Here is a 20,208-nt window from a genome sequence, read left to right on the forward strand (position 1 = left end):
AGTGGCCCACAGCCCGCCGCTTTGACACCCTGAGATGTCGGACCCCGGTGGGAACATCACGGGCGTCGCGTTCTTGACACCGCAAACCACTACCCGAGGGGGAGCTATGTCAGTTGCACTGGAGATACCCGCGGCGGAATCGGAAGGCGACAGACAACCGCGGCCGCTCCCGGCCGCGCGGCCCGGCCGGCTGTACTCGCTGCGCCGCTTCGGCCCCTACATCCGCCCGCACCGCAACGCACTGCTCGCGGCCACCGGCCTGGCGTTGCTCAGCGCGCTGACCGCGGTCGTCATCCCGGTCGTGATCGCCCGCATCATCGACGGGCCGCTCGCGCGCGGGGATTTCGCCGGCACGCTCGGGCCGATCGCGCTGGTGCTGGCGCTGGGCCTGCTCGAGGCGCTGGGCGTCTGGGGGCGGCGCTGGCTGGTCTCCAAACCGGCGACCCAGGTCGAGATCACCATGCGCGCCAAGATCTTCCGCAAGCTGCAGGCGCTGGCCATCGGCCGGCACGACGCCTGGGAATCGGGCCAGCTGCTCTCCCGCGCCGTCGACGACATGGCGACGCTGCGCAAGTTCATCGCCTTCGTCGGGCCGTTCCTGCTGATCCACCTGGTTCTCATCCCGGTCGGCCTGATCGTGCTGCTGGCCTTGAACTGGCGGATCGGCCTGATCTTCGCGGTCATCGCCGTCCCGCTCGCCTGGTTCTGCATGCGCTTCGAGCGCCGGTACGCGGTGGCCTCGCGGCGCTCGCAGGACCAATCCGGCGATCTGGCCACCACCGCCGAGGAATCGGCGCAGGGCGTGCGGGTGCTCAAGGCGTTCGGCCGCGGTGCGTTCTTCGGCAGCCGGTGGACCGCGCAGTCCCGGGAGTTGCAGCGGACCGAGCTGCTCAAGGTGCGCCTGGACGCGAACCTGTGGTCGGCGATGGTGGCGGTGCCGCAGCTGGCGATCGCGTTCGCGCTCGGGTACGGCGCCTACGCGGTGGCGCACGGCGAGATGACGCTCGGCACGCTGGTCGCCTGCATCACGCTGGCCAACTTCCTGCAGTGGCCGATCATCTGGACCGGCTTCCTGCTGGCCGAATGGAACGACGCCCGCACGGCCGCGGACCGGTACTGGGAGATCATCGACACCCCGATCGACATCACCGACCCGGCCGATCCGGTGCGGCTGCCGGACCGGATCCGCGGTGAACTGCGTTTGGACAAGGTGCGATTCGGCTTCACACCGGACGCGGACGGCGAGCGCCCGGTGCTGGCGGACATCTCGCTGACCGTGCGCCCCGGCGAGACGGTCGCCCTGGTCGGCGCGACGGGCAGCGGAAAGACCGCGCTGCTCAACCTGATTCCGCGGCTCTACGACGTCACCGGCGGCGTGATCAGCATCGACGGCATCGACACCGCGTCCATGCGGGTCGCCGACCTCCGGTCGCTGGTGTCGGTGGCCTTCGAGGAGCCCGTGCTGTTCTCGGCGAGCGTGCGCGAGAACGTGGCGCTCGGCGACCCGGCCGCGACCGACGACGACGTCCGCCGCGCCCTCGACGTCGCGCAGGCCACCGAGTTCGTCGACAACCTGCCCTGGGGGCTGGACACCCGGATCGGCGAACAGGGCATGAGCCTGTCCGGCGGCCAGCGGCAGCGGCTCGCCTTGGCGCGGGCCGTGCTCAGCGGCACCGGCCGCGACGGCGGCCGGGTCATGGTGCTCGACGATCCGCTCTCGGCGCTCGACGTGGAGACCGAAGAGCGGGTGCAGGAGCGCTTGCGCACCGTGCTCGCCGACGCGACGACGCTGCTGGTCGCGCACCGGCCCTCGACCGCGGCCCTGGCCGACCGGGTGGCGGTGCTGGCCGACGGCCGCATCGTCGCCGAGGGCACGCACGACCAATTGCTGCGTGGCAGCGCCGTTTATCGCGAGCTGATGGGAGGTGACCAGTCGTGAGCGTCGAGACGATCGAATCGAAAGATCCGGCGGCCGATTCGCCGCGCGGCGACGAGGTCGCGGACTGGCAGGGCATCGCCAGCGAAGACAAAGAGGTCACCGCGACCGGCAACGTGGTGCTGGCCGCGCGGTCCCGCCGGCTACTGCTCGATCTGGTCCGGCCCTACCGCGGGCAGGCGATCCTGGCCCTGGTCCTCATCGTGGTGGACAACGCGGCGAAAGTGGCGGGCCCGCTGTTCATCGCCTACGGCCTGGACACCGCGATCACCCGGGGCGGCCAGGGCGATTGGCGTCCGCTCACCTGGACGGTGGCGGGCTACCTGGGCACGGTCGCGCTGAGCATGGTCACCACCTTCGTGTTCCTGCGCGTCTCGGGAAGGCTCAGCCAGAACGTGCTTTTCGACCTGCGGGTGCGGTCGTTCGCGCACATGCAGCGGCTCAGCGTGGCCTTCCACGAGAAGTACACCTCGGGCAAGGTGGTGGCCCGGCTCACCGGTGACATCGAGACGTTGCAGGAGCTACTGGAGAGCGCGCTGAACCAGGCGCTGAGCGCGATCCTCTCGGTGGTGACGATCGCGGCCATCCTGATCTACCTGGATCTCACCCTCGCCGCCATCGTGCTGGCCGGGTTCGTCCCGCTGGTGCTGGTCACCCGCTGGGCGCAGCGGCGTCAGCGCGCCGGGTACCGGCGCACGCGCGGCGCCATCGCCAAGGTCGTCGTGCAGTTCGTGGAATCGATGGGCGGCATGCGCGCGGTCCAGGCGTTCCGGCGCGAGCAGCGCAACGAGTCGGTGCTCGCCGTCGAGGACGACACCTACCGGCAGGCGACCACCGCCGCCATGCGCGGCATGGGCGATTACGCCGGGCTCACCCGGCTGCTGGGCAATCTGACCACGGTCGTCGTCATCGTGGTCGGCGCCTGGCAGGTGATCGAGGGCAATCTCGCCGTCGGCGTGCTCGCCGCCTACCTGCTGTACCTCACCGAGTTCTACGGTCCGCTCGACGAACTCGCGCAGGTCTTCAACTCCTACCAGTCCGCCGCGGCGGCGCTGGAGAAGATCTCCGGGGTGCTGGAGGAGGAGCCGTCGGTGCCGGAGCCGAAAACCCCGGTGGCGCTGGACAAACCGGCCGGGACGGTGCGGATGGACCAGGTCTGGTTCGGTTACGCCGCCGATTCCGCGCCGGTGGAGCTGCCCGACGCCGAGCGGCCGGCCGCCGGGAAGTCCGGGCCGGTGCTGCCCGAGTTCAGTCTGGAGCTGCCGGCCGGGCAGGTGGTCGCGCTGGTCGGCGCGACCGGAGCGGGCAAGTCGACGCTGGCGAAGTTGCTGACGCGGTTCTACGACCCGTCCGGCGGCACCGTCACCCTCGACGGAGTCGACCTGCGCGACCTCGCCGACACCGAGCTGCGGCGGCACGTCGTCATGGTCACCCAGGAGGCATACCTGTTCTCCGGCTCGGTGGCCGACAACATCCGGCTCGGGCGGCCGGACGCCTCCGACGCCGAGGTGCGGGCGGCGGCCCGCGCGGTCGGGCTGTACGACTTCGTGACGGCGCTGCCGCAGGGCTTCGACACCGACGTGAAGAAGCGCGGCGGCCGGTTGTCGGCCGGGCAGCGGCAGCTGGTGGCCTTCGCGCGGGTGTTCCTCGCCGATCCGGCGGTGATCGTGCTCGACGAAGCCACCTCCAGCCTCGACATCCCCAGCGAGCGCCTGGTCCAGCGGGCGCTGGAGACGGTGCTGCACGGGCGGACCGCGGTGATCATCGCGCACCGGCTGTCCACCGTCGCGATCGCCGACCGGGTGCTGGTGCTCGAGCGGGGCCGGATCGTCGAGGACGGGCCGCCCGCGGAACTCATCGCGGGCAGCGGCCGCTTCGCCGGGCTGCACGCGGCCTGGCGCGAGTCGCTGGTATGAGACATGCGCGTCGCGCCGGGCTACGGGGTTGGCCGGGCGCGACGCGCGTGGTTGCGGCCGTGCACTCGGCGGTGGGCGTTCGCTGGTGTGATGCGGTCCCGCTCTGCACACCGTCGTCCGTCGCTTACGGTAGATAGGTGACCAACCCACCCCCCGGCTCCGGCACCGCTTCCCGCTGGCCGGCGATGCTCACGTGGCGCGCACACAACGCGACGCGGATGGAGTCGGTGCGCGTCACCCTCAACGGGAACCGCATCCGGGCCGCCGGTCGCATGATCGGCGGGGCCTGCGACGAACATCCCGCGTTCAGCGCCTCCTACGATCTGGTCACCGACGAGAGCGGCGTCACCAAGCGTCTGTCGCTGCGCACCACCACGCCCGCCGGGGAACGGCACGCCTCGCTCGCGCGCGACGAGGAGAACTACTGGCTGGTCGACGCGGGCGGCTCGCACGTGCGCTCGACGTTCGCCGGAGCGCTCGACGTGGACGTGGTGCTCAGCCCGTTCTTCAATACCCTGCCGATCCGCCGCTTCGGCCTGCAGAACGCCGTCCAGGACGTGCAGGTGCCGGTCGTCTACGTGCGCCTGCCGGACCTGCTGGTGCAGGAGGCCAGCCTGACCTACAGCAGCGGCCCGCACGGGATCAACGTGCTCTCCCCCGTCTCCAGCGCCACCGTCACCGTCGACGCCGACGGCTTCGTGCTCGACTATCCCGGTCTCGCCGAACGTATTTGAACCCGAGCGTGTTTCGTGCGGGCGTCACGGGTAGTCACGCACCCGGCGGTCTGCGCCCGGCAGGCACCCGGGTTCTACCCGGCCGGGGTCGTGCCCGGGACGCCGGTCCGCTCGCGCAGCTCAAGGGCCATCGGGAACCGTCACACCTCAAAGCAGTTCGGTCAGCACTCCCCCGCGCTGCCCGGCGTCGCGCAGATTCTCCAGCCAGTCGTGGTCACCAGGGCGCACACCGGTGATCTCCCAGCGTTGCGCGGTCTCGTAGTCGCGGCGGCCGTCGTGCCCGGCGTCGACAAGATCGGCCAGGGAACCGTTGGCACGCAAGCTATCTCGGGCCGCTTGCAGCACCGTCAGGGTATTGTCCAGAACCTCCAGCAGGGCCGCCGCGTTGGGTTCGCAGATGGCGCGGACCAGATCGGGCGCGGTGCCGGCGACGCGGGTGCCGTCGCGGAAGGAGCCCGCCGCGAGGCCGAGGGCGAGCGGTCCGCCGCTCGCCCCGCTGATCGCGAGCGCCTCCGCCAATACATGCGGCAGATGCGAGATGCGGGCGACCGCGCGATCGTGGTCGGCGGCGGTGACCGGCACGACCACCGACCCGCAGTCCAGGGCCAGCCGCGCCACCCGGGTCCACGGCTCGGCGCGGGTGCCCTCGTCGACGCCCACCGCCCACACCGCGTCCCGGAACAGTTCCGGAAAGGTTGCCGCCCAGCCGGATTCGGCGGTGCCCGCCATCGGATGCCCGCCCACGTAGTGCGCGGCGAGCCCGTGCGCGCGCACCGCCGCCAGCACCGGCCCCTTCACGCTCACCACATCGGTCAGCGGGCAGCGCGGTGCGTAGGTGGCGACGGCGGCGAGCAGGTGGTCGACGGCGGGCATCGGCACCGCGACCACGATCAGCGCCTCGGACTCGGCGGCCCGGGTCAGTGCGGCCACCAGATCGGAGCCGACATCGAACCCGTCGGCGCGGGCGCCCCGCGTACCCTCCTCGGACCGGTTGTACGCCCAGGCCGAGTAGCCCGCCGCCGTGGCGGCACGCAGCAGGGAACCGCCGATCAAGCCGGTCCCCAGCACGCACAGGGGTCCTTTGGTGTCACGGGTCATCGGAACAGATTGGCATACGACTTCAACATTTCGGGTCGGGCAGACTACCGTTGCGACCATGGCAGCACAGCGCTCGGGCACCAACGGTGCGGCGTCGGATGACAATGACGCCGTGGACGGGTTCGCCGTGGCGGTAGTCCGGGAAGAAGGCAAATGGCGCTGTAGCCCATTGACCCAGGGCGCCCTCGTCGATTTGTCCACCGCCGAGCACGAGTTGAAGGCTTTGCGCAGCTCGGGTGCGGTCTTCGGGCTGCTGGACGTGGACGACGAGTTCTTCATCGTGCTGCGGCCCGCGCCCAGCGGCACCCGGATGCTGATCTCGGACGCCACGGCCGCGATCGATTACGACATCGCCGCCGACGTGCTCGAGGCGCTGAACGTGGAGATCCCCGATATCGACCCGGACGAACTGGACGATGTCGAGCCCTGGGAAGAGGGCGATCTCGGCGTGCTCGCCGATCTGGGCCTGCCGGAGCCGGTGCTGAGCGTGATCGTCGCCGACACCGATCTGTACCCGGACGAGCAGCTGCACATGATCGCCCAGCGCCTCGGTTTCGACAACGAACTATCGGCGGTCCTGGACAAGCTCTCGCTCGACCGCGGGTAGCGGTGCCGTGATCTCCGACACGGAGATGGTGCGCGCCGCGATCTCCGCGGCGGCCGCGGCCGATCCCCGTGACGTCCCGGTGGGCGCCGTCGTCTTCGACGCGTCCGGCCGGGAACTCGCGCGGGCCGCCAACGCCCGCGAGGCGCTCGGCGATCCGACCGCGCACGCGGAAGTACTGGCCCTCCGCCGGGCCGCTCAGGTGCACGGCGACGGCTGGCGCTTGGCGGGCACGACCTTGGCCGTCACCCTCGAGCCCTGCACCATGTGCGCCGGCGCCCTGGTCCTGGCCCGCGTCGACCGCGTCCTGTTCGGCGCCTGGGAACCCAAGACCGGTGCCGTCGGCTCCCTCTGGGACGTCGTCCGCGACCGCCGCCTCAACCACCGCCCCCAGGTCCGCGGCGGCCTCCTCGAACCCGAATGCGCCGCCCTCCTCGCCGCCTTCTTCGAGCGCCAACGGTGACCGATCTCACCCCGTTCCCCCTGCTCCCACCCATCTTCCAGGCGATTTAACGATCCGCGCCCACTCCGGTATGGTAGTCGGCGGTGGCGTGTCCGAGCGGCCTAAGGAGCACGCCTCGAAAGCGTGTGAGGGGTAACCCCCCTCCGAGGGTTCAAATCCCTCCGCCACCGCTTATGCCCCTCACCTGTTCGCACAGGTGAGGGGCTTTTTGCTTCTCCGTAGAACTCGCGCGTAACCTCCGTTCCCACATTTTGACCACAATCGGTAGGCGCGTATGCCTTATCCATGGCGTTCGCGAGCTTGTCGAGATCGTCATGGAACAGGTTCGCGTAGGTGTTCAGCGCGCCGTCAAGGTAAGCCCAATCCAGGTAATGCGCGGCTCGGGCTACTGCGGCGGGGGTGCCAGAAGTGACCGGGTGCGCGTTAGCGCTGCCCCCGCATCGTGGGTCAAGTCCTGCATGTCGGCCTTGGTGGTGGCCCGGATGGTTCGCTGGATCTGATGGGGCAATCGGTGGTGCTCGGCGGACTTGATGGCGTCGGCGAACGCATCGGCGGCGGCGTCTCGTTCGTTGATCGCAACCAGAACCTCACCGCTGGTGACTCGCTCGATGATTCGCCATTGTGGAGCGGAAGGCGTTCCGACAGAGATGCTTACAAGCCGACCCGCTTCCGACACGCGCCCAGTACCCAGCAACCCGCGAAGTTCGATTTCGCGGAGCGTGAACGGCTGAAATAGCAAGCCGCTGCCAGCGTTGCGGTCCAGAAGTCGCCGATATTCCGCCAGGGCAGCGTCGAATCTTTCTGCGTCGCCGAGCTCGCCAGTAGCGCGGCAGAGGAACGCCAGCGTCCCGCCCAGTTCGGCGGGCTGCGACGACAACTTGGCCGACTGCTCCAGGCGCGCGACACCTGCGCCGACGTGCCCGGCCTTGCGCAGTTCGTTGCCATGCATCCGGAGCGTGTGGGCGTAAAACGTTTGGTCATCGAGCCGGGAGGCCACGGCGACGGCAAGCCCCGTCCATCGCGCCGCCGAGGACAAACGTTCTTCCGGCAGCACCGTCCCTAGTGACACACCGAGAGCCACGCGCGCCTGCGCCAGTAGTACGAGGCTGTCCCGTTCTAGGCGACCTTCGGCCGCTCGGGCTTCCAATCGCGCTACCAGCGGCCATAATTCGTTGACAGCTTCGACCGCGTGACCAGCTTGGCGCGCTACTTCGGCAAGGCGGACGGTGGAGTCGCCGAACTGGAGCATCGCCCTGTACTCGGCGTCGTCGGTGCCGGTGACTCCGAGAACGTGAGCGGGCAGTCCGAGCCGCGCGGCGATGTGCCGGCGCGAGGCAACATCCGTAATCGCCCGCTTGCCGGTCTCGATCATCGAGACGTACGAGTTGTCATAGCCGAGCACCTGCGCCATCGCGGTTTGACTGAGCCGATTGATTCGGCGGTAGGTGCGCAGGATCGTCGGTAGATCGCGGGTCGCGATTGCCGTCGTCGCCTCTGGAGTCGCCCACAACCAGATGGCGGAGGCGATCGGAGCGGCAACATGCACCGATACCTGTTCGGTGTTGTTGCTGGCGGCGCAGGTGGGGCATACGGGCTCGTTCGCGTAGCGGCTGATGGTTACGCCGCATGCCTGACACCTGCTGCTGCCCATGGCTTTTCCTTAGACGCTCTCCGCCGCCCGAAGCTGCGCGAACCACGTCATGATCGACTGCTTGTAGCCGTCCGGCATCTTCAAGCCCGCAATTTGATCTTCGCTGAACAGTCCGACCTCTTTGTGTTCATGCGACAGAATGGGGTCGGCGTCGGTGTCCGGATAGCAGCCGTAGGTCACGATGAACACGTGCCGTTCGGCCTGGTTGATGTAGTAGATCCAGGAATCCAGAATCGGTCCGGTGGTGACCGCCCACTGGGTCTCCTCGGTGATCTCCCGGGCCAGGCACTCCTCGGGAGTCTCGGTGGGTTCGATTCTGCCGCCGGGCAATTCCCACTCGTCGCGCTCGTTCTTCAGCAGGAGCACCTGTCCGTCACGGATCACCACGCCCTTCACCGAGATCGAGTACATGTGCGGCACGTATTCGGAGGCAGTCATATCCGCGACGCTAGCACCGCTGACCACGCAATTTGGCTGGTTGACGGTTGACAGTCTGTCAGTGGACGGGGGCTAAAGCGGCGCGCACGGTTGGGGGCATGTTCGTGGACTTGCAGCAGGAATGGGCGGCGGGAGTAGCCGCGCAGCTGGCCGCGTGTGGGCTGGCAATGATCGAAGGCATCCGCACCCGAGCGCAATTGCTCACCTTCGCGGCCTCGCTCGGTCACGTTGTCCCGCACAGGGATAGCAATCCAGATGGCGTGACAACTTTGATGCATCGCGGCGTCGTCGCCGGGCGCGCCGGGTTCGAGGGCTTTGGCAAGGGCGCGTTGCCTCCACACACGGACCGGTCCGGGATTCCGGAGCCGCCAGCGCTGCTGTTGGTGGTATGCGGGCGAAAAGGCAGCTCGGGCGGCGAGTGCATCGCTATCGACGGGTCCGCCGTCTACGTCGAGATGATGCTGATGAATCCCGATGCCGCACAGGCGCTGTCGCAGCCTAGGACCGTGCTGTTCGGTGGCGCTGCCGGATACCTCGGCTCGATATTCGAGCACACTGCGGACGGCCGCATTCGAGTCCGCTACCGCCGGGACGAGCTTGCCAAATTCTCGCCCGGGTTGGCCAGGTGGCTTCCAGCTCTGGACGATGCGATCGAGCACCACACGACGAAGTTCGTCCTGGAGCCAGGACAGGGATACGTGCTGCACAATCACCGTTGGCTGCACGGCAGGGCCGCCTTCACTGGGGAGCGCGTCATGTACCGGCTCAGCATGAATCCGTACCCGGGGTTCGCCATTCCGTCCGGGTTCGTCGCTCCGAGCATCCTGGGAGTGCAGTCGTGAACGTCGACTACGCGACGGTACGTGTCGCGGTTCGCTTCGAGAACGGCTCGGATGATCCGAATCACTATGCCTACTACGACCATTGCGCCTTCGATCCCGGGCCACTCTCGAATGACCAGGCGCACAAACTGTTTCAGATCCACCTACACAACGAGTCGGTGCGGTGCAGGCAGCGGGAAGCGGCGGTGTCCGCCTTGGAGGCCGCCGGGCTCCTCCATCGTGCAACACCTTGCGGGCCGCCGTCATGAACGAGGCCTTCCGGCGAATCCTGCCAGGCCGGGCGAAGCTCGACGCGGACCACTTCGCGGAGATGCAGTCGATTCTGCGATCGGCAAGCCGGGCAGATCCAGAGACCTGGAGCCGGGTCGCGGCCGAACTCCGGGCGCAGATCTCGGATGGACCGCCACGCCTGCAAGCCGAGATAGACAGAGTGATCGCCAAGTACCGGGAGACGCATCCCGAAAGGATGAGGGGAAGTGAGAACGCCGTGCACGGACCTATGCAGCTAGGGCCGGATGATTGCGACGATGCGACCGAACAGAGCTGACTACTGTCCGGCTGGATACGCAAGAGACGCCCAGCCCAGTTGCCCCGACGGGCGTTCGTGCTGCTTCGCTGGTAACTGGGCATGTTCGGCTTGCGATAGTCCCAGCATGAGTGAGGAAACAAGTCCTGGGGAAGTCCCGGACTGGATCCGCGCACTAGGTTTCGTCGACATTGAAACTGGCCGGGAACGTGCGCGATCCTCGCGGCATCGAATCGAGTCCGCTGTAAGGCACGGCATAGGTCACGACCAGAGCGCGCGCGATATTAGCGCGGAGCACATGCACGCGCTTGTGGTCTTTACCGGCTTGGTCACGCGGGCGAACGGACTACACGACGGAGCAGTCGCGGCACTCGAATCCGACAACCCATACGCTGCGTTTACTCTGTTGCGCTCGTATGCCGAGAACGCTGCGGCGATCGGGTACCTCCTCGACCGGCCGGCTGCGATGAACCGGTTCTGGTCGTCAGAGCGGCCGATCTCGATCGGGAAGATCGTCAGCCATGCAAGCCAACCCTCAAGTCGTTTCGGCAACTTCAAGCACATCTATGGCGAACTGAGCCAGTTCTCACATCCTGCGGGACTTTCGATCACTCACTCATCTGTGATGTCGGGCGATGACTGGCAGTGGTCTTCGATGCCTCGCTTCAAGTCGACAGATGACTACCTGGCAGCCTGCGGGTGGGTGATCGAGCTTGCCGACGCACACCACCACCTGCTCAGACACTTTGCAGAGGACTTCCTCGATGCTTCGCCGGACGGGGGCGAATAGGCCGTGAGCGGCACGGCAGCGCATCCGCTGTCATCGCGTCTACACCTACCGGCCGTGCCCACATTTTGCCCACAATTGCCCATAAACCGGTGTGATTCCCAGTGAACGACAATAATGTGTTTTAGCTGGTAGAGCCTCTATCAGGGCTCTCACCAGGGGGTTCGGAAGGGTTCAAATCCCTCCGCCACCGCCAAAAATGCCTCCGCCCTGATCTCTCAGGGCGGAGGCATTTTTCATACTCCCGTCGAGCGGCTACTGGAGATCGCGCAGAGCGTCACCGCACTTCAGCCGCTCCAAGAGCTCATCCCAGCGGGTGAATTCGTCGTCGAGGATCGCCTCGACCTCACCGTCGGCGCTCATACCCGATCACGTGCTCCTCGATCGCTTGTCGATGACGTCTCTGATGGAGTGCCCTCTTGTTCAGCCTATTTCGCAACCCGGACCTCGTTGTCGCCGGTGAACCCGAGGTTGATCGCCATACCTCGATGACACCGGCCTGCCGGCGGGCACGCGCTCAGGGGGCCCGGCGGGGCAGGATGGCGCGGTGGGTGGTCAGGTCTATGCCGGGGGTGGGTGGGGCGGCTCGGGTGTCTTCGTCGCGGAGCATGGAGACCGAGGCGCGGTGGTCCAGTTCCATGCGCTTGGTGCTGTAGAGAAGTGCCGTCATCTCGTCGGTGAAGGCGCCCGAGAGTGGGGTGCGGCGTTTGCGGCGCTTTCGGGTCAGGGACTCGAAGAGGGCGACCGCGAGGAGTAGGAGGACCCAGCCGGGGATCATCCAACCGAGCAGACCCGTCATGGAGTGGGAACGGGTCTGGCTCGGGTGGGGTTCCCGGGATCAGCGGACGCCGGCGCGCTCCGGCTCGCGGTCCACCGCGTCGGGGAACGCCTGCTGCTGGTAGCCGCCGCGCAGGGTGCCCTCCAGGTAGGCGGTGCGGCAGGCGCGGCGGGCGATCTTGCCGCTGGAGGTGCGCGGGATGGAGCCGGCGGGGACCAGCAGGACGTCGCGGACCATGACGCCGTGCCGCTGCGCGATCGCGGCGCGGACCTCGTCGGCGACCGGCTGCTGATCGAGTTTGGCGGCGCCGGTGCCGCGTTCGGCGACGATCACCAACTGCTCGGAGGTGTCCTCGGCGTCGAACTTCAGGCCGGAGTGGCTGCCCTGCTCGAAGACCAGCGCGGGCAGCTGGTTGGCCGGCACCGAGAAGGCGGCGATGAAACCGGGCCGCAGCGCCGAACTCGCCTCCTGCGCGGAGTATTCGAGATCCTGCGGGTAGTGGTTGCGGCCGTCGACGATGACCAGATCCTTGACCCGGCCGGTGATGTAGAGCTCACCGTCGAGATAGGCGCCGTAATCGCCGGTGCGCATCCAATTCGCTTCCGCGGCAGTGCCTTCGGCGTGGCTGTGCGGCTGCCGGGAGGCGAGCTTGTTCCGGAAGGTGGCTTCGCTCTCCTCCGGGCGCCCCCAGTAGCCGATGCCCATGTTCTCCCCGTGCAGCCAGATCTCGCCGACCTCGCCCTCGGCCCGCTCGTCCCCCGTCTCCGGGTCGACGATCACGGCCCACTGCGACAGCGCCACATAACCGCAGGAGACCTGCGCGATCGCGTTGTCGGCGGTGGGGTCGGTCTCGACCATGCGGCCCGCGTTGAGCTCGCCGCGGTCGACGTAGACGACCTTGGCCTCGTCCTCGGCCTTGGTGGCCGACACGAACAGCGTCGCCTCGGCCATGCCGTAGCAGGGCTTGATCGCGGTGGCGGGCAGCCCGTAGGGCATGAACGCCTCGTTGAACTTCTTCATCGACGACACCGACACCGGCTCGCTGCCGTTGATCAATCCGATGACGTTGGACAGATCCAGCTCTTCACCAGCCTTGGGCAGGCCGCGCGCGGCGGCGTGTTCGAAAGCGAAATTCGGTGCGGCGGCGAAGGTTCCGGCGCCATCGGAGACCGCCGCCAGTTCCTTGATCCAGCGGTAGGGGCGGCGCACGAACGCGCTCGGCGACATGATCGTGATGAATCCGCCGCCGATGGTCGGCAGGATGACGCACAGCAGCCCCATGTCGTGGAACAGCGGTAGCCAGGTGACGCCGCGCGAATTCTCCTTCACGCCAATGGCATCGATCATCTGCAGCAGGTTGGTGCCGACCGCGCGGTGGGTGATCTCCACACCGGCGGGCGTCCGGGTGGACCCGGAGGTGTACTGCAGGTACGCGACGTGATCGATGTCGATATCCGGGCGTTCCCAGGTCGCGCCGACGCTGTCGGGGATCGCGTCGACGGCGATGATGCGCGGCCGCTGCGGGGCGGGCAGGTGCCGGAAGAAGTTCCGCACGCCGGCCGCCGAGGTGGATACGGTCAGGATCGCCGCGGGCGTGCAGTCGCCGAGCACGGCGTGCAGCCGGTCGGTGTGGCCCTGCTCCTCCGGATCGAACAGCGGCACAGCGATATTGCCCGCGTAGACCGCCGCGAAGATCGACACCACGTAGTCGAGACCCTGCGGTGCGAGGATCGCGACCCGCTCGCCGGGCTGCGTAACCTGTTGCAGCCGTGCGGCTACCGCGCGCAACCGCACGCCGAACTCGCGCCAGGTGAGCTCCTGGTACTCGCCGTCGCGTTCCCGCGAGTAGTCGATGTAGCGGTAGGCGAGGGCGTCGCCGTTCTCCGCGCTGTGCTTGTCGACGAAGTCGATCAGGGTTTTGTCCCCGAGGATTTTGATATTGCCCTGTTCGTCCAAATAGTCGTCAAAGGTCTCGCCGATCATTCGCTTTTATCCTTCATCCAACGCACGCACCGGGAGTGCCGTGACACCGAACACAGATCGACCATGGAGCGCCGGGAAGGTTAGCAGGTTATCCGCCCAGAGTCATTCCGGCTGGATATAACTCAGCTTCCCCGCCCGGCTCAGTACCGTCCGAAGGTGATCGCGACGTTGTGGCCGCCGAACCCGAAGGAGTTGTTCACCGCGTAGTCGATCCGGCCCGGGCGGGCCTGCCCCTTGACGATGTCGAGATCCACGTCGGGGTCCTGGTTCTCCAGGTTGAGTGTGGGCGGGACGATGCTGTCGCGGACGCTGAGCACCGTCAGCACCGACTCCAGCGCGCCGACCGCGCCGATGGAATGCCCGAGCGCGGACTTGGGCGCGTAGACCGAGGCGTGGTTGCCCACGGCCTTGCTGATCGCGTTCGCCTCAGCGGTGTCGCCGATGGGTGTAGCGGTGGCGTGCGCGTTGATGTGGTTCAGGTCCTGCTTGCTGATGCCCGCGGTCTGCAGCGCCCGGGTGATCGCGCGGGCCGCGCCCGAGCCCTCGGGATCCGGTGCGACCAGGTGGAATCCGTCGGAGGTGACGCCCGCGCCCAGGATCCGGGCGTGGATGGTGGCGCCGCGCGCCTTGGCGTGCGCCTCGGTCTCGATCACCATCATCGCGCCGGCCTCGCCGAAGACGAAGCCGTCGCGGTCCATGTCGAACGGCCGCGAGGCCGCCTTCGGATCGTCGTTGCGGGTGCTCATGGCGCGCATCATGGTGAACGCCGCGATCGGCACCGCTTGGATGGAGCCCTCCACGCCGCCGGTGACCACCATGTCGGCGTCGCCCATCACGATCATCTTCCAGGCGTTCGCGATCGCCTCCGAGCCGGAGGAGCAGGCCGAGACCGGTGTGCACACGCCGGCGCCGGCGCCGAGCTCGAGGCTCACACAGGCGGCCGGGCCGTTGGGCATGATCCACTGCACGGTGAGCGGGGATACCTTGCGGTAGCCGCCGTTCTGCATCTTGTCGCGCTGGTCGATGATCGCCTCGGCGCCGCCGAGGCCGGTGCCGATCGAGACGCCGAGCCGGGTCTTGTCCACCTCCGGGCTGCCCGCGTTGCGCCAGACCTCGCGGGCCAGCACCGTCGCCATTTGCTCGCAATAAGCCAGACGACGAGATTCACCCGGCGTCAGCCCCGCCGACGGCGGCACCTTCAGGTGCCCGCCGATCCGCACCGGCAGTCCGAACTGATCGATGAAGGAGTCCTCCAGGACATCGATCCCGCTCTCACCGTTGAGCAGGCCCTTCCAGGTGGAATCGACATCGCCGGCGATCGAGGTGGTGGCGGCGAGGCTGGTCACGACGACATCGGGAAAGTTGCCGCGCTTGGTGGACGGTGTCTGCATAGGGCTCGTTCTCCTGGCATCAACGGGTGGATCCGGGGACTGCGCGGGAAGATCGGCAAAGCGCCGCAAGCCTAGAACGGCTCGGGCTGAAAGGAATTATCGGGGAGATCGAGCTAATCCGCAGCAAGACACGCAACCTGGTACGGCCGTACCGAGTTGTGGCCGGTCTCCGCGCTCCCGCCACTGTGCGCCGGGGGGTGCCCTCGAGTAACCTGCACGGGCGGTAGCGGGTCGGCGCGGCGGAAAGGTGGACGGTGACGGGCGGGCGGATGGTCGGGCTGTTCGCCGGTATCGGCGGGCTGGAACTCGGCCTCGGCGCGCACGGCTGGCGCACCGAGCTGCTGTGCGAAATCGACCGGGGCGCACAGGGTGTGCTCGCCGCGCGCTTCCCCGAGGTCGACCTGCACGCCGACGTCACCCGGCTGCGCGCACTGCCCGCGGGCATCGATCTGGTGGCGGCCGGCTTCCCGTGCCAGGACCTGTCGCAGGCCGGGCGCACCGCGGGCATCACCGGCGCGCGGTCCGGCCTGGTCGACGAGGTGTTCCGGCTGGTCCGCCGCAAGCGCGGGCCGCGCTGGCTGCTCATCGAGAACGTGCCGTTCATGCTGCAACTGGGCCGCGGGGCGGCCATGCGCCACATCACCGGCGTGCTGGAGGAACTCGGCTACACCTGGGCCTACCGGGTGGTGGACGGTCGCTCGTTCGGCCTGCCGCAGCGCCGCCAGCGCGTGCTGATGCTGGCCTCGCGCACCGAGGATCCGCGGCCGGTGCTCTTCGGCGCCGACGCCGGGCCGATGGAAGTCGGTGACCCGGACCGGGATCCGTGCGGTTTCTACTGGACCGAGGGCGTGCGCGGGCTGGGCTGGGCGGTGAACGCGGTGCCCACGCTCAAGGGCGGCTCGGCGCTCGGGATCGCCAGTCCCCCCGCGGTGCGGCTGCCCTCCGGCGAGCTCGTGACGCCCGGGGTCGTGGACGGCGAGCGCTTACAGGGCTTCGACGCCGGCTGGACCGCGCCCGCGACCGAGGTGGCAGGGGTGCGGCCGGGCCACCGGTGGAAGCTGGTCGGCAACGCGGTGAGCGTGCGGATGGCCGAGTGGATCGGGTCGCGGCTGGCCGTGCCCGAGGGCGAGTTCCCGTCGGGCGTCGCGCTGTCCGAGGGTGCGGCCTGGCCGTCCGCGGCCTGGGGCCGCGCCGGGGTTGCCGAGCGTGTGCCGGTGTCCACCTGGCCGGTCCAGCAGCCCTACGAGGACCTGAAGAACTTCCTCGCCGATTCCCGATTGCTCTCGGCCCGGGCGACGGCGGGTTTCCTGCGCCGGACCACCATGGGCAACCTGCGTTTCCCGCCCGGTTTCCTGGACGACGTGCACAGCCACCTCGAACGCATGCGGACCTGAGTAACTTGGAGGCCGATGAGCAGCGCGAGGCCGACGACCGACGCGGCGACCAGTGCCCGGATGGCGCGGCAGCGGCGCACCGGCACCAAGCCCGAGCTGGCGCTGCGCCGGGAGCTGCATCGGCGCGGGTTGCGCTACTTCGTCGATCGCGCCCCGCTGCGCGGCCAGCGCCGCCGGGCCGACGTGGTGTTCCCGCGCCTGCGGATCGCGGTCTACGTCGACGGCTGCTTCTGGCATCGCTGCCCGCGGCACGCGACGGATCCGAAGAACAACGCGCAGTGGTGGGCCGAGAAGCTGGCCGGGAACGTCACCCGCGACCGCGCCACCGACACCGCCCTGGCGGCGGCCGGCTGGCAGGTGATCCGGATCTGGGAGCACGAGGACGCGACGGTCGCGGCCGACCGCGTGCAGGCCGCCGTGGCGGCTAGCGGCGGCGGCGCTGCACCAGCCCCGACGGGGCGTGCGCGGCCAGGTATCCGGAAACGACCAGCGCCACCATGAGGGCCAGCCCGGCGAAGGCTGTCATCATGCCGTTCATGCCACACCTCTTCTGTCCGTCGATCACTTGCTTCCTCCAGAATCGGCCCTGAACCTGGCAGGACTCTGAGGTGACCATGGCAATGACGTGCGAATCCCGCGCGGTGGCAGAGAATGGACCCGTGACCGATAGCTCAGAGGTAGCCATACCGTGGCACCGGGTCGTCGCGTGGTGCATGGCGGTGGCGCTGGTGCTGGCCGGACTGTGCTACTCCTCCTGGGTGCTGCAGTTCGTGCTGCCCGTGCACGCCGACCCGGTCACCACGTTCCTGAGCGAACTGGACGCCGAGGGCAAGCCTTTCCGCTGGGTGTTCGCCACCGGCGACAAGATCACCGCCGCCCTGCTCGTGCCCACCGCGATCGCCGGGCTGTGGATCTTCCCCAGACGACGGCTGACCACCGTCGGCTGGGTAGCGCTGCTCTGCTTCGGCGCGGCCACGATCGGTGACGTGCTGCTGCCGCTGCGCGACTGCGGCACACCGGGCGCGCCCGCCTGCGGCGCCGGCAGCGCCCTGTTCCCGCAGCTGGAACAGCCGCACGCGCTGACCAGCACGCTGGCCGTCACCTCGATCGCGGTCGCGGTCTTCGCCTTCAGCCTCGCGGCGTTCCGCTATCGGCCGCACTGGCGGATCCTGCGCGAGCTCGGCCTCGCCTTCCTCGTCGTCGGGGCGGCGGCCACGATCTGGATGCTGGTGGCCGACAACCTGCCCGGCGACTACGCGCTCGGCATCGCCCAGCGCATCCAGGTCGGTGCGATGTCGCTGTGGCTGGCCACCCTCGGCTGGGCCGTGCTGCGCGAAACCCGTGACCCGGGTGCGATGCTGTCGCGGTGAGCGCACGTGTGAACATCTCCTCGGCTTCGGATTTCGAAGACGTCGTCGGCTACTCCCGCGCCGTGCGGGTCGGGAACGTCATCGCCGTCAGCGGCAGCACCGCCGCGGCGCCGGGCGGCGGCGCGGTCGGGGGCGACGACATCGGCGAGCAGGCGCGAGAAGCGCTGCGGCGCATCGCGACCGCACTCGACGAGGCCGGCGCGAGCCTGCGCGATGTCATCCGGACGCGGATCTTCGTCACCGACATCGCCCGCTGGCCCGAGGTAGCGCAGGCGCACCGGGAGTTCTTCGGCGACATCAAACCGGCCGCGTCCATGTACGAGATCCGCGCCCTGATCACCCCGGCGCTGCTGGTGGAGATCGAAGCCGACGCCGTGCTCGCGGAGTAGCTACTTCCAGGCGGGCAGGGCGGGCAGCGTCCCGTCGAGCTCGGCGCCGTCCGATCGCCCGAGCAGCCAGGCCAGCAGGGCGTTCGACGGCCCCGAGACGGTCTGCTCGGGCTCGCCGTTACCGATGACGGCCCGGAAGCCGGTGTCGGTCGCGGCGACCGCGAAAGCCGTTGCCGGAGTTTCGGATTTGCCCGCCGCCTTGCCGAGATCGATCGCGGCCTCCGGCAGCAGCCGGGTGACGAACAGTTCCGGCCAGTGCCGCGGCCGATAGTCGAGCCCGAGGTCGACGTGGTGGATCTCGACCTCCCGCAACCGCATCCACGGCACCAGCGAGCCCGGCATCGCACCGCCCTGCCGGTTGCGCACGGTGGCCGCCCACGCCTGCTCCGGCATCGCCCGCGCCATGTCGAGCCACCGCTGCGCCGTCGCCTCGAAGTCGGCGAGCTGCTCGCCCAGCGGGCGCGGCGCGCCCTCCTCGATATCCCGGTCGCGCGCGTCCACACTCACGTACTGCGGCGTCTCGACACCCGTGCGCGCCCACGTCAGCAGATTCACCAGGCTGTCGGCGTTGCGCGCCATGTGCGCCAGCACATGCCCGCGCGTCCACCCCGGCAACAGCGACGGCGCATCGATGTCCTTGTCGCTCATTCCCTTGACGGTCTCGAGAAACCGCGCGGTCCCCACCGCAACCTGCTCGATCACCTCGACGGGCGCCCCTGAGTTCGTCATCCCCCGACCCTAATCCGCCCCGCTCGCGACCGGCAGGCCGAACCGGGGAAAGAAATAGGCTCCGATTCGCGAGAATCGGAGCCTATTTGCGTGCGCCCGAAGGGATTCGAACCCCTAACCTTCTGATCCGTAGTCAGATGCTCTATCCGTTGAGCTACGGGCGCATGGTTATTCAGTTTTCTTCACCCGGCGAACCGGGTTTGGCGGAGGCGAGAGGATTTGAACCTCCGGTCCCCGTGAAGGGACAACTCATTAGCAGTGAGTCCCATTCGGCCGCTCTGGCACGCCTCCTGGAGCCTTCTCTTCGAGGGCACCGGTCCTTTCGAACCGCCGAGCATGAAGATTACAGTAGGCACCGTACAGAGCACAAAACGCCTGGTTAACTACCGTAAGTTGCTGTCGAACCAGTCGAAGATGCGGGTTTGGGCGGCGATGAAATCGGGGTCGTCCTCGGCCTCGTAGGCGGGATGGTCCGCACGGTGGTTCAGGCCCGGATAGCTGACGACGAGCGAGGCGACGGAGGCGAGCGCGGTGGCCTCGCGGAGCTGATCGATGTGCGCCGGCGGGATCTCCGGATCGTCGCCGCCGTAGAGCCCGAGCCAGGGCGCCTGCAAACCCGGCGCGGCCTGCACCAGGGCGTCGCAATCGTCGGTGAGCGGCTCGACGATGCCGGGGGCGGCCACGCTGACCGCGGCGCCGACGGGCCGGTTGGTGGCGACCAGGAAGGCGGCGGTGCCGGCGTGGTCGAAACCGAGAACGCCGATGCAGTCCGGGAAGACGCCGTGCGCGGTGAGCCAGTCGTGGCAGGCGTCGAAGTCGTCGAACAATTCGTCGCCGAAGACCTCGTGAGAAGGATCACCGCCGGCGCGATGGAACAGGTTGGGTGCGACCACGGTCCAGCCGTCGAGGGAGAGCGCCTGCATCAGGTGCAGCAACGGCGTGGTGAACTCCCGGGACTCGTGCAGGACGACGATCGCCCCGCGGGCATTTCCGTCCGGCTCGATCACCATGATCGGTACCTGGGTGTCGGCCTCGGGACGCTCCGCCAGGGCGGTGGCTCGGCGTAGGGGGGCAATATCGTCAAAGGTGCCCGACATGGCATCCAGAGTAGGGCGATGGCCTGATCTTGGCGAGAAGTTGCACGTAAGCGCGTTCTAACCGCAATTTTTCCGGTACGCA

Annotated in this window: 20 protein-coding genes and 3 tRNA genes; 13 read left to right on the plus strand and 10 right to left on the minus strand. The window is 68.4% G+C overall.

All coding sequences use genetic code 11. From position 1 onward, the window contains the following. Positions 1-106: 106 nt before the first annotated feature. From AB0I43_RS05700 to AB0I43_RS05710, 3 genes are all read left to right on the plus strand, one after another. Entirely contained in the window at positions 107-1,939 is a 1,833-nt protein-coding gene (locus AB0I43_RS05700) for an ABC transporter ATP-binding protein (protein ID WP_356971615.1), read from the plus strand. Next, on the plus strand, positions 1,936-3,852 hold the full coding sequence (locus AB0I43_RS05705) for an ABC transporter ATP-binding protein (RefSeq protein WP_356971616.1): 1,917 nt from the start codon (positions 1,936-1,938) through the stop codon (positions 3,850-3,852). Before AB0I43_RS05700 ends, AB0I43_RS05705 begins: the two co-directional genes overlap by 4 nt. Positions 3,853-4,037: 185 nt before the next feature. Further along, positions 4,038-4,586 carry a putative glycolipid-binding domain-containing protein gene (locus AB0I43_RS05710; protein ID WP_356972226.1) on the plus strand — a complete coding sequence of 183 codons (549 nt, stop codon included), beginning with the start codon at positions 4,038-4,040 and terminating at the stop codon, positions 4,584-4,586. 147 nt (positions 4,587-4,733) lie between these two features. Here the strand turns inward: AB0I43_RS05710 and AB0I43_RS05715 are convergent, their stop codons facing one another. After that, entirely contained in the window at positions 4,734-5,684 is a 951-nt protein-coding gene (locus tag AB0I43_RS05715) for a prephenate dehydrogenase (protein ID WP_356971618.1), read from the minus strand. 58 nt (positions 5,685-5,742) lie between these two features. Between AB0I43_RS05715 and AB0I43_RS05720 the strand changes: the two genes are divergently transcribed. The 3 genes from AB0I43_RS05720 to AB0I43_RS05730 all read left to right on the plus strand — a co-directional run bounded on the left by AB0I43_RS05720 (position 5,743) and on the right by AB0I43_RS05730 (position 6,921). Next, on the plus strand, positions 5,743-6,291 hold the full coding sequence (locus tag AB0I43_RS05720) for a tRNA adenosine deaminase-associated protein (protein ID WP_356971620.1): 549 nt from the start codon (positions 5,743-5,745) through the stop codon (positions 6,289-6,291). Between the two features lie 25 nt (positions 6,292-6,316). After that, the gene (locus tag AB0I43_RS05725) at positions 6,317-6,751 is read left to right on the plus strand and encodes a nucleoside deaminase (RefSeq protein ID WP_356972227.1); all 435 of its coding nucleotides are present in this window, start codon (positions 6,317-6,319) and stop codon (positions 6,749-6,751) included. An 82-nt stretch (positions 6,752-6,833) separates the two neighbouring features. Continuing rightward, positions 6,834-6,921: transfer RNA gene (locus AB0I43_RS05730), tRNA-Ser, on the plus strand. A 215-nt stretch (positions 6,922-7,136) separates the two neighbouring features. Here the strand turns inward: AB0I43_RS05730 and AB0I43_RS05735 are convergent. After that, positions 7,137-8,402, minus strand: coding sequence for a helix-turn-helix transcriptional regulator (locus AB0I43_RS05735; RefSeq protein ID WP_357431476.1), 1,266 nt, complete (start codon positions 8,400-8,402; stop codon positions 7,137-7,139). A 9-nt stretch (positions 8,403-8,411) separates the two neighbouring features. After that, positions 8,412-8,840, minus strand: a complete 429-nt coding sequence (locus AB0I43_RS05740) for an NUDIX hydrolase (protein ID WP_356971624.1) — start codon at positions 8,838-8,840, stop codon at positions 8,412-8,414. 98 nt (positions 8,841-8,938) lie between these two features. Between AB0I43_RS05740 and AB0I43_RS05745 the strand changes: the two genes are divergently transcribed. From AB0I43_RS05745 to AB0I43_RS05755, 3 genes are all read left to right on the plus strand, one after another. After that, entirely contained in the window at positions 8,939-9,682 is a 744-nt protein-coding gene (locus AB0I43_RS05745; RefSeq protein WP_356971626.1) for a TauD/TfdA family dioxygenase, read from the plus strand. Next, positions 9,679-9,930: a hypothetical protein gene (locus AB0I43_RS05750; RefSeq protein WP_356971628.1), complete on the plus strand. Its 252-nt coding sequence runs from the start codon at positions 9,679-9,681 to the stop codon at positions 9,928-9,930. The genes AB0I43_RS05745 and AB0I43_RS05750 overlap by 4 nt, the downstream gene beginning before the upstream one ends. Positions 9,931-10,335: 405 nt before the next feature. After that, positions 10,336-10,998, plus strand: a complete 663-nt coding sequence (locus tag AB0I43_RS05755) for a hypothetical protein (protein WP_356971630.1) — start codon at positions 10,336-10,338, stop codon at positions 10,996-10,998. Between the two features lie 514 nt (positions 10,999-11,512). Here the strand turns inward: AB0I43_RS05755 and AB0I43_RS05760 are convergent. From AB0I43_RS05760 to AB0I43_RS05770, 3 genes are all read right to left on the minus strand, one after another. Beyond that, complete coding sequence (locus AB0I43_RS05760; protein ID WP_356971631.1) at positions 11,513-11,773, minus strand: DUF6191 domain-containing protein; 261 nt, start codon at positions 11,771-11,773, stop codon at positions 11,513-11,515. A 60-nt stretch (positions 11,774-11,833) separates the two neighbouring features. Further along, the gene (fadD32, locus tag AB0I43_RS05765; RefSeq protein WP_356972228.1) at positions 11,834-13,753 is read right to left on the minus strand and encodes a long-chain-fatty-acid--AMP ligase FadD32; all 1,920 of its coding nucleotides are present in this window, start codon (positions 13,751-13,753) and stop codon (positions 11,834-11,836) included. A gap of 143 nt (positions 13,754-13,896) precedes the next feature. Then, positions 13,897-15,147, minus strand: coding sequence for a KasA/KasB family beta-ketoacyl-ACP synthase (locus tag AB0I43_RS05770; protein WP_356971632.1), 1,251 nt, complete (start codon positions 15,145-15,147; stop codon positions 13,897-13,899). 269 nt (positions 15,148-15,416) lie between these two features. Between AB0I43_RS05770 and dcm the strand changes: the two genes are divergently transcribed. From dcm to AB0I43_RS05790, 4 genes are all read left to right on the plus strand, one after another. Further along, positions 15,417-16,541: a DNA (cytosine-5-)-methyltransferase gene (gene dcm, locus AB0I43_RS05775; protein WP_357431598.1), complete on the plus strand. Its 1,125-nt coding sequence runs from the start codon at positions 15,417-15,419 to the stop codon at positions 16,539-16,541. 15 nt (positions 16,542-16,556) lie between these two features. Beyond that, complete coding sequence (locus AB0I43_RS05780) at positions 16,557-17,042, plus strand: very short patch repair endonuclease (protein WP_356971633.1); 486 nt, start codon at positions 16,557-16,559, stop codon at positions 17,040-17,042. Positions 17,043-17,200: 158 nt separating this feature from the next. After that, on the plus strand, positions 17,201-17,911 hold the full coding sequence (locus tag AB0I43_RS05785) for a DUF998 domain-containing protein (protein WP_356971635.1): 711 nt from the start codon (positions 17,201-17,203) through the stop codon (positions 17,909-17,911). Next, a complete protein-coding gene (locus AB0I43_RS05790; RefSeq protein ID WP_356971637.1) occupies positions 17,908-18,300 on the plus strand; it encodes a RidA family protein in 393 nt (130 codons plus the stop codon). Before AB0I43_RS05785 ends, AB0I43_RS05790 begins: the two co-directional genes overlap by 4 nt. Here the strand turns inward: AB0I43_RS05790 and AB0I43_RS05795 are convergent, their stop codons facing one another. The 4 genes from AB0I43_RS05795 to AB0I43_RS05810 all read right to left on the minus strand — a co-directional run bounded on the left by AB0I43_RS05795 (position 18,301) and on the right by AB0I43_RS05810 (position 20,126). Beyond that, on the minus strand, positions 18,301-19,029 hold the full coding sequence (locus tag AB0I43_RS05795; protein WP_356971639.1) for a maleylpyruvate isomerase family mycothiol-dependent enzyme: 729 nt from the start codon (positions 19,027-19,029) through the stop codon (positions 18,301-18,303). Between the two features lie 91 nt (positions 19,030-19,120). Continuing rightward, positions 19,121-19,193 (minus strand) — tRNA-Arg (locus tag AB0I43_RS05800). Positions 19,194-19,230: 37 nt separating this feature from the next. Then, positions 19,231-19,320: transfer RNA gene (locus AB0I43_RS05805), tRNA-Ser, on the minus strand. Positions 19,321-19,412: 92 nt separating this feature from the next. Next, entirely contained in the window at positions 19,413-20,126 is a 714-nt protein-coding gene (locus tag AB0I43_RS05810; protein ID WP_356971641.1) for a dienelactone hydrolase family protein, read from the minus strand. Between the last annotated feature and the right edge of the window lie 82 nt (positions 20,127-20,208).

The organism is Nocardia sp. NPDC050435, from assembly GCF_040655395.1.
GTDB lineage: Bacteria > Actinomycetota > Actinomycetes > Mycobacteriales > Mycobacteriaceae > Nocardia.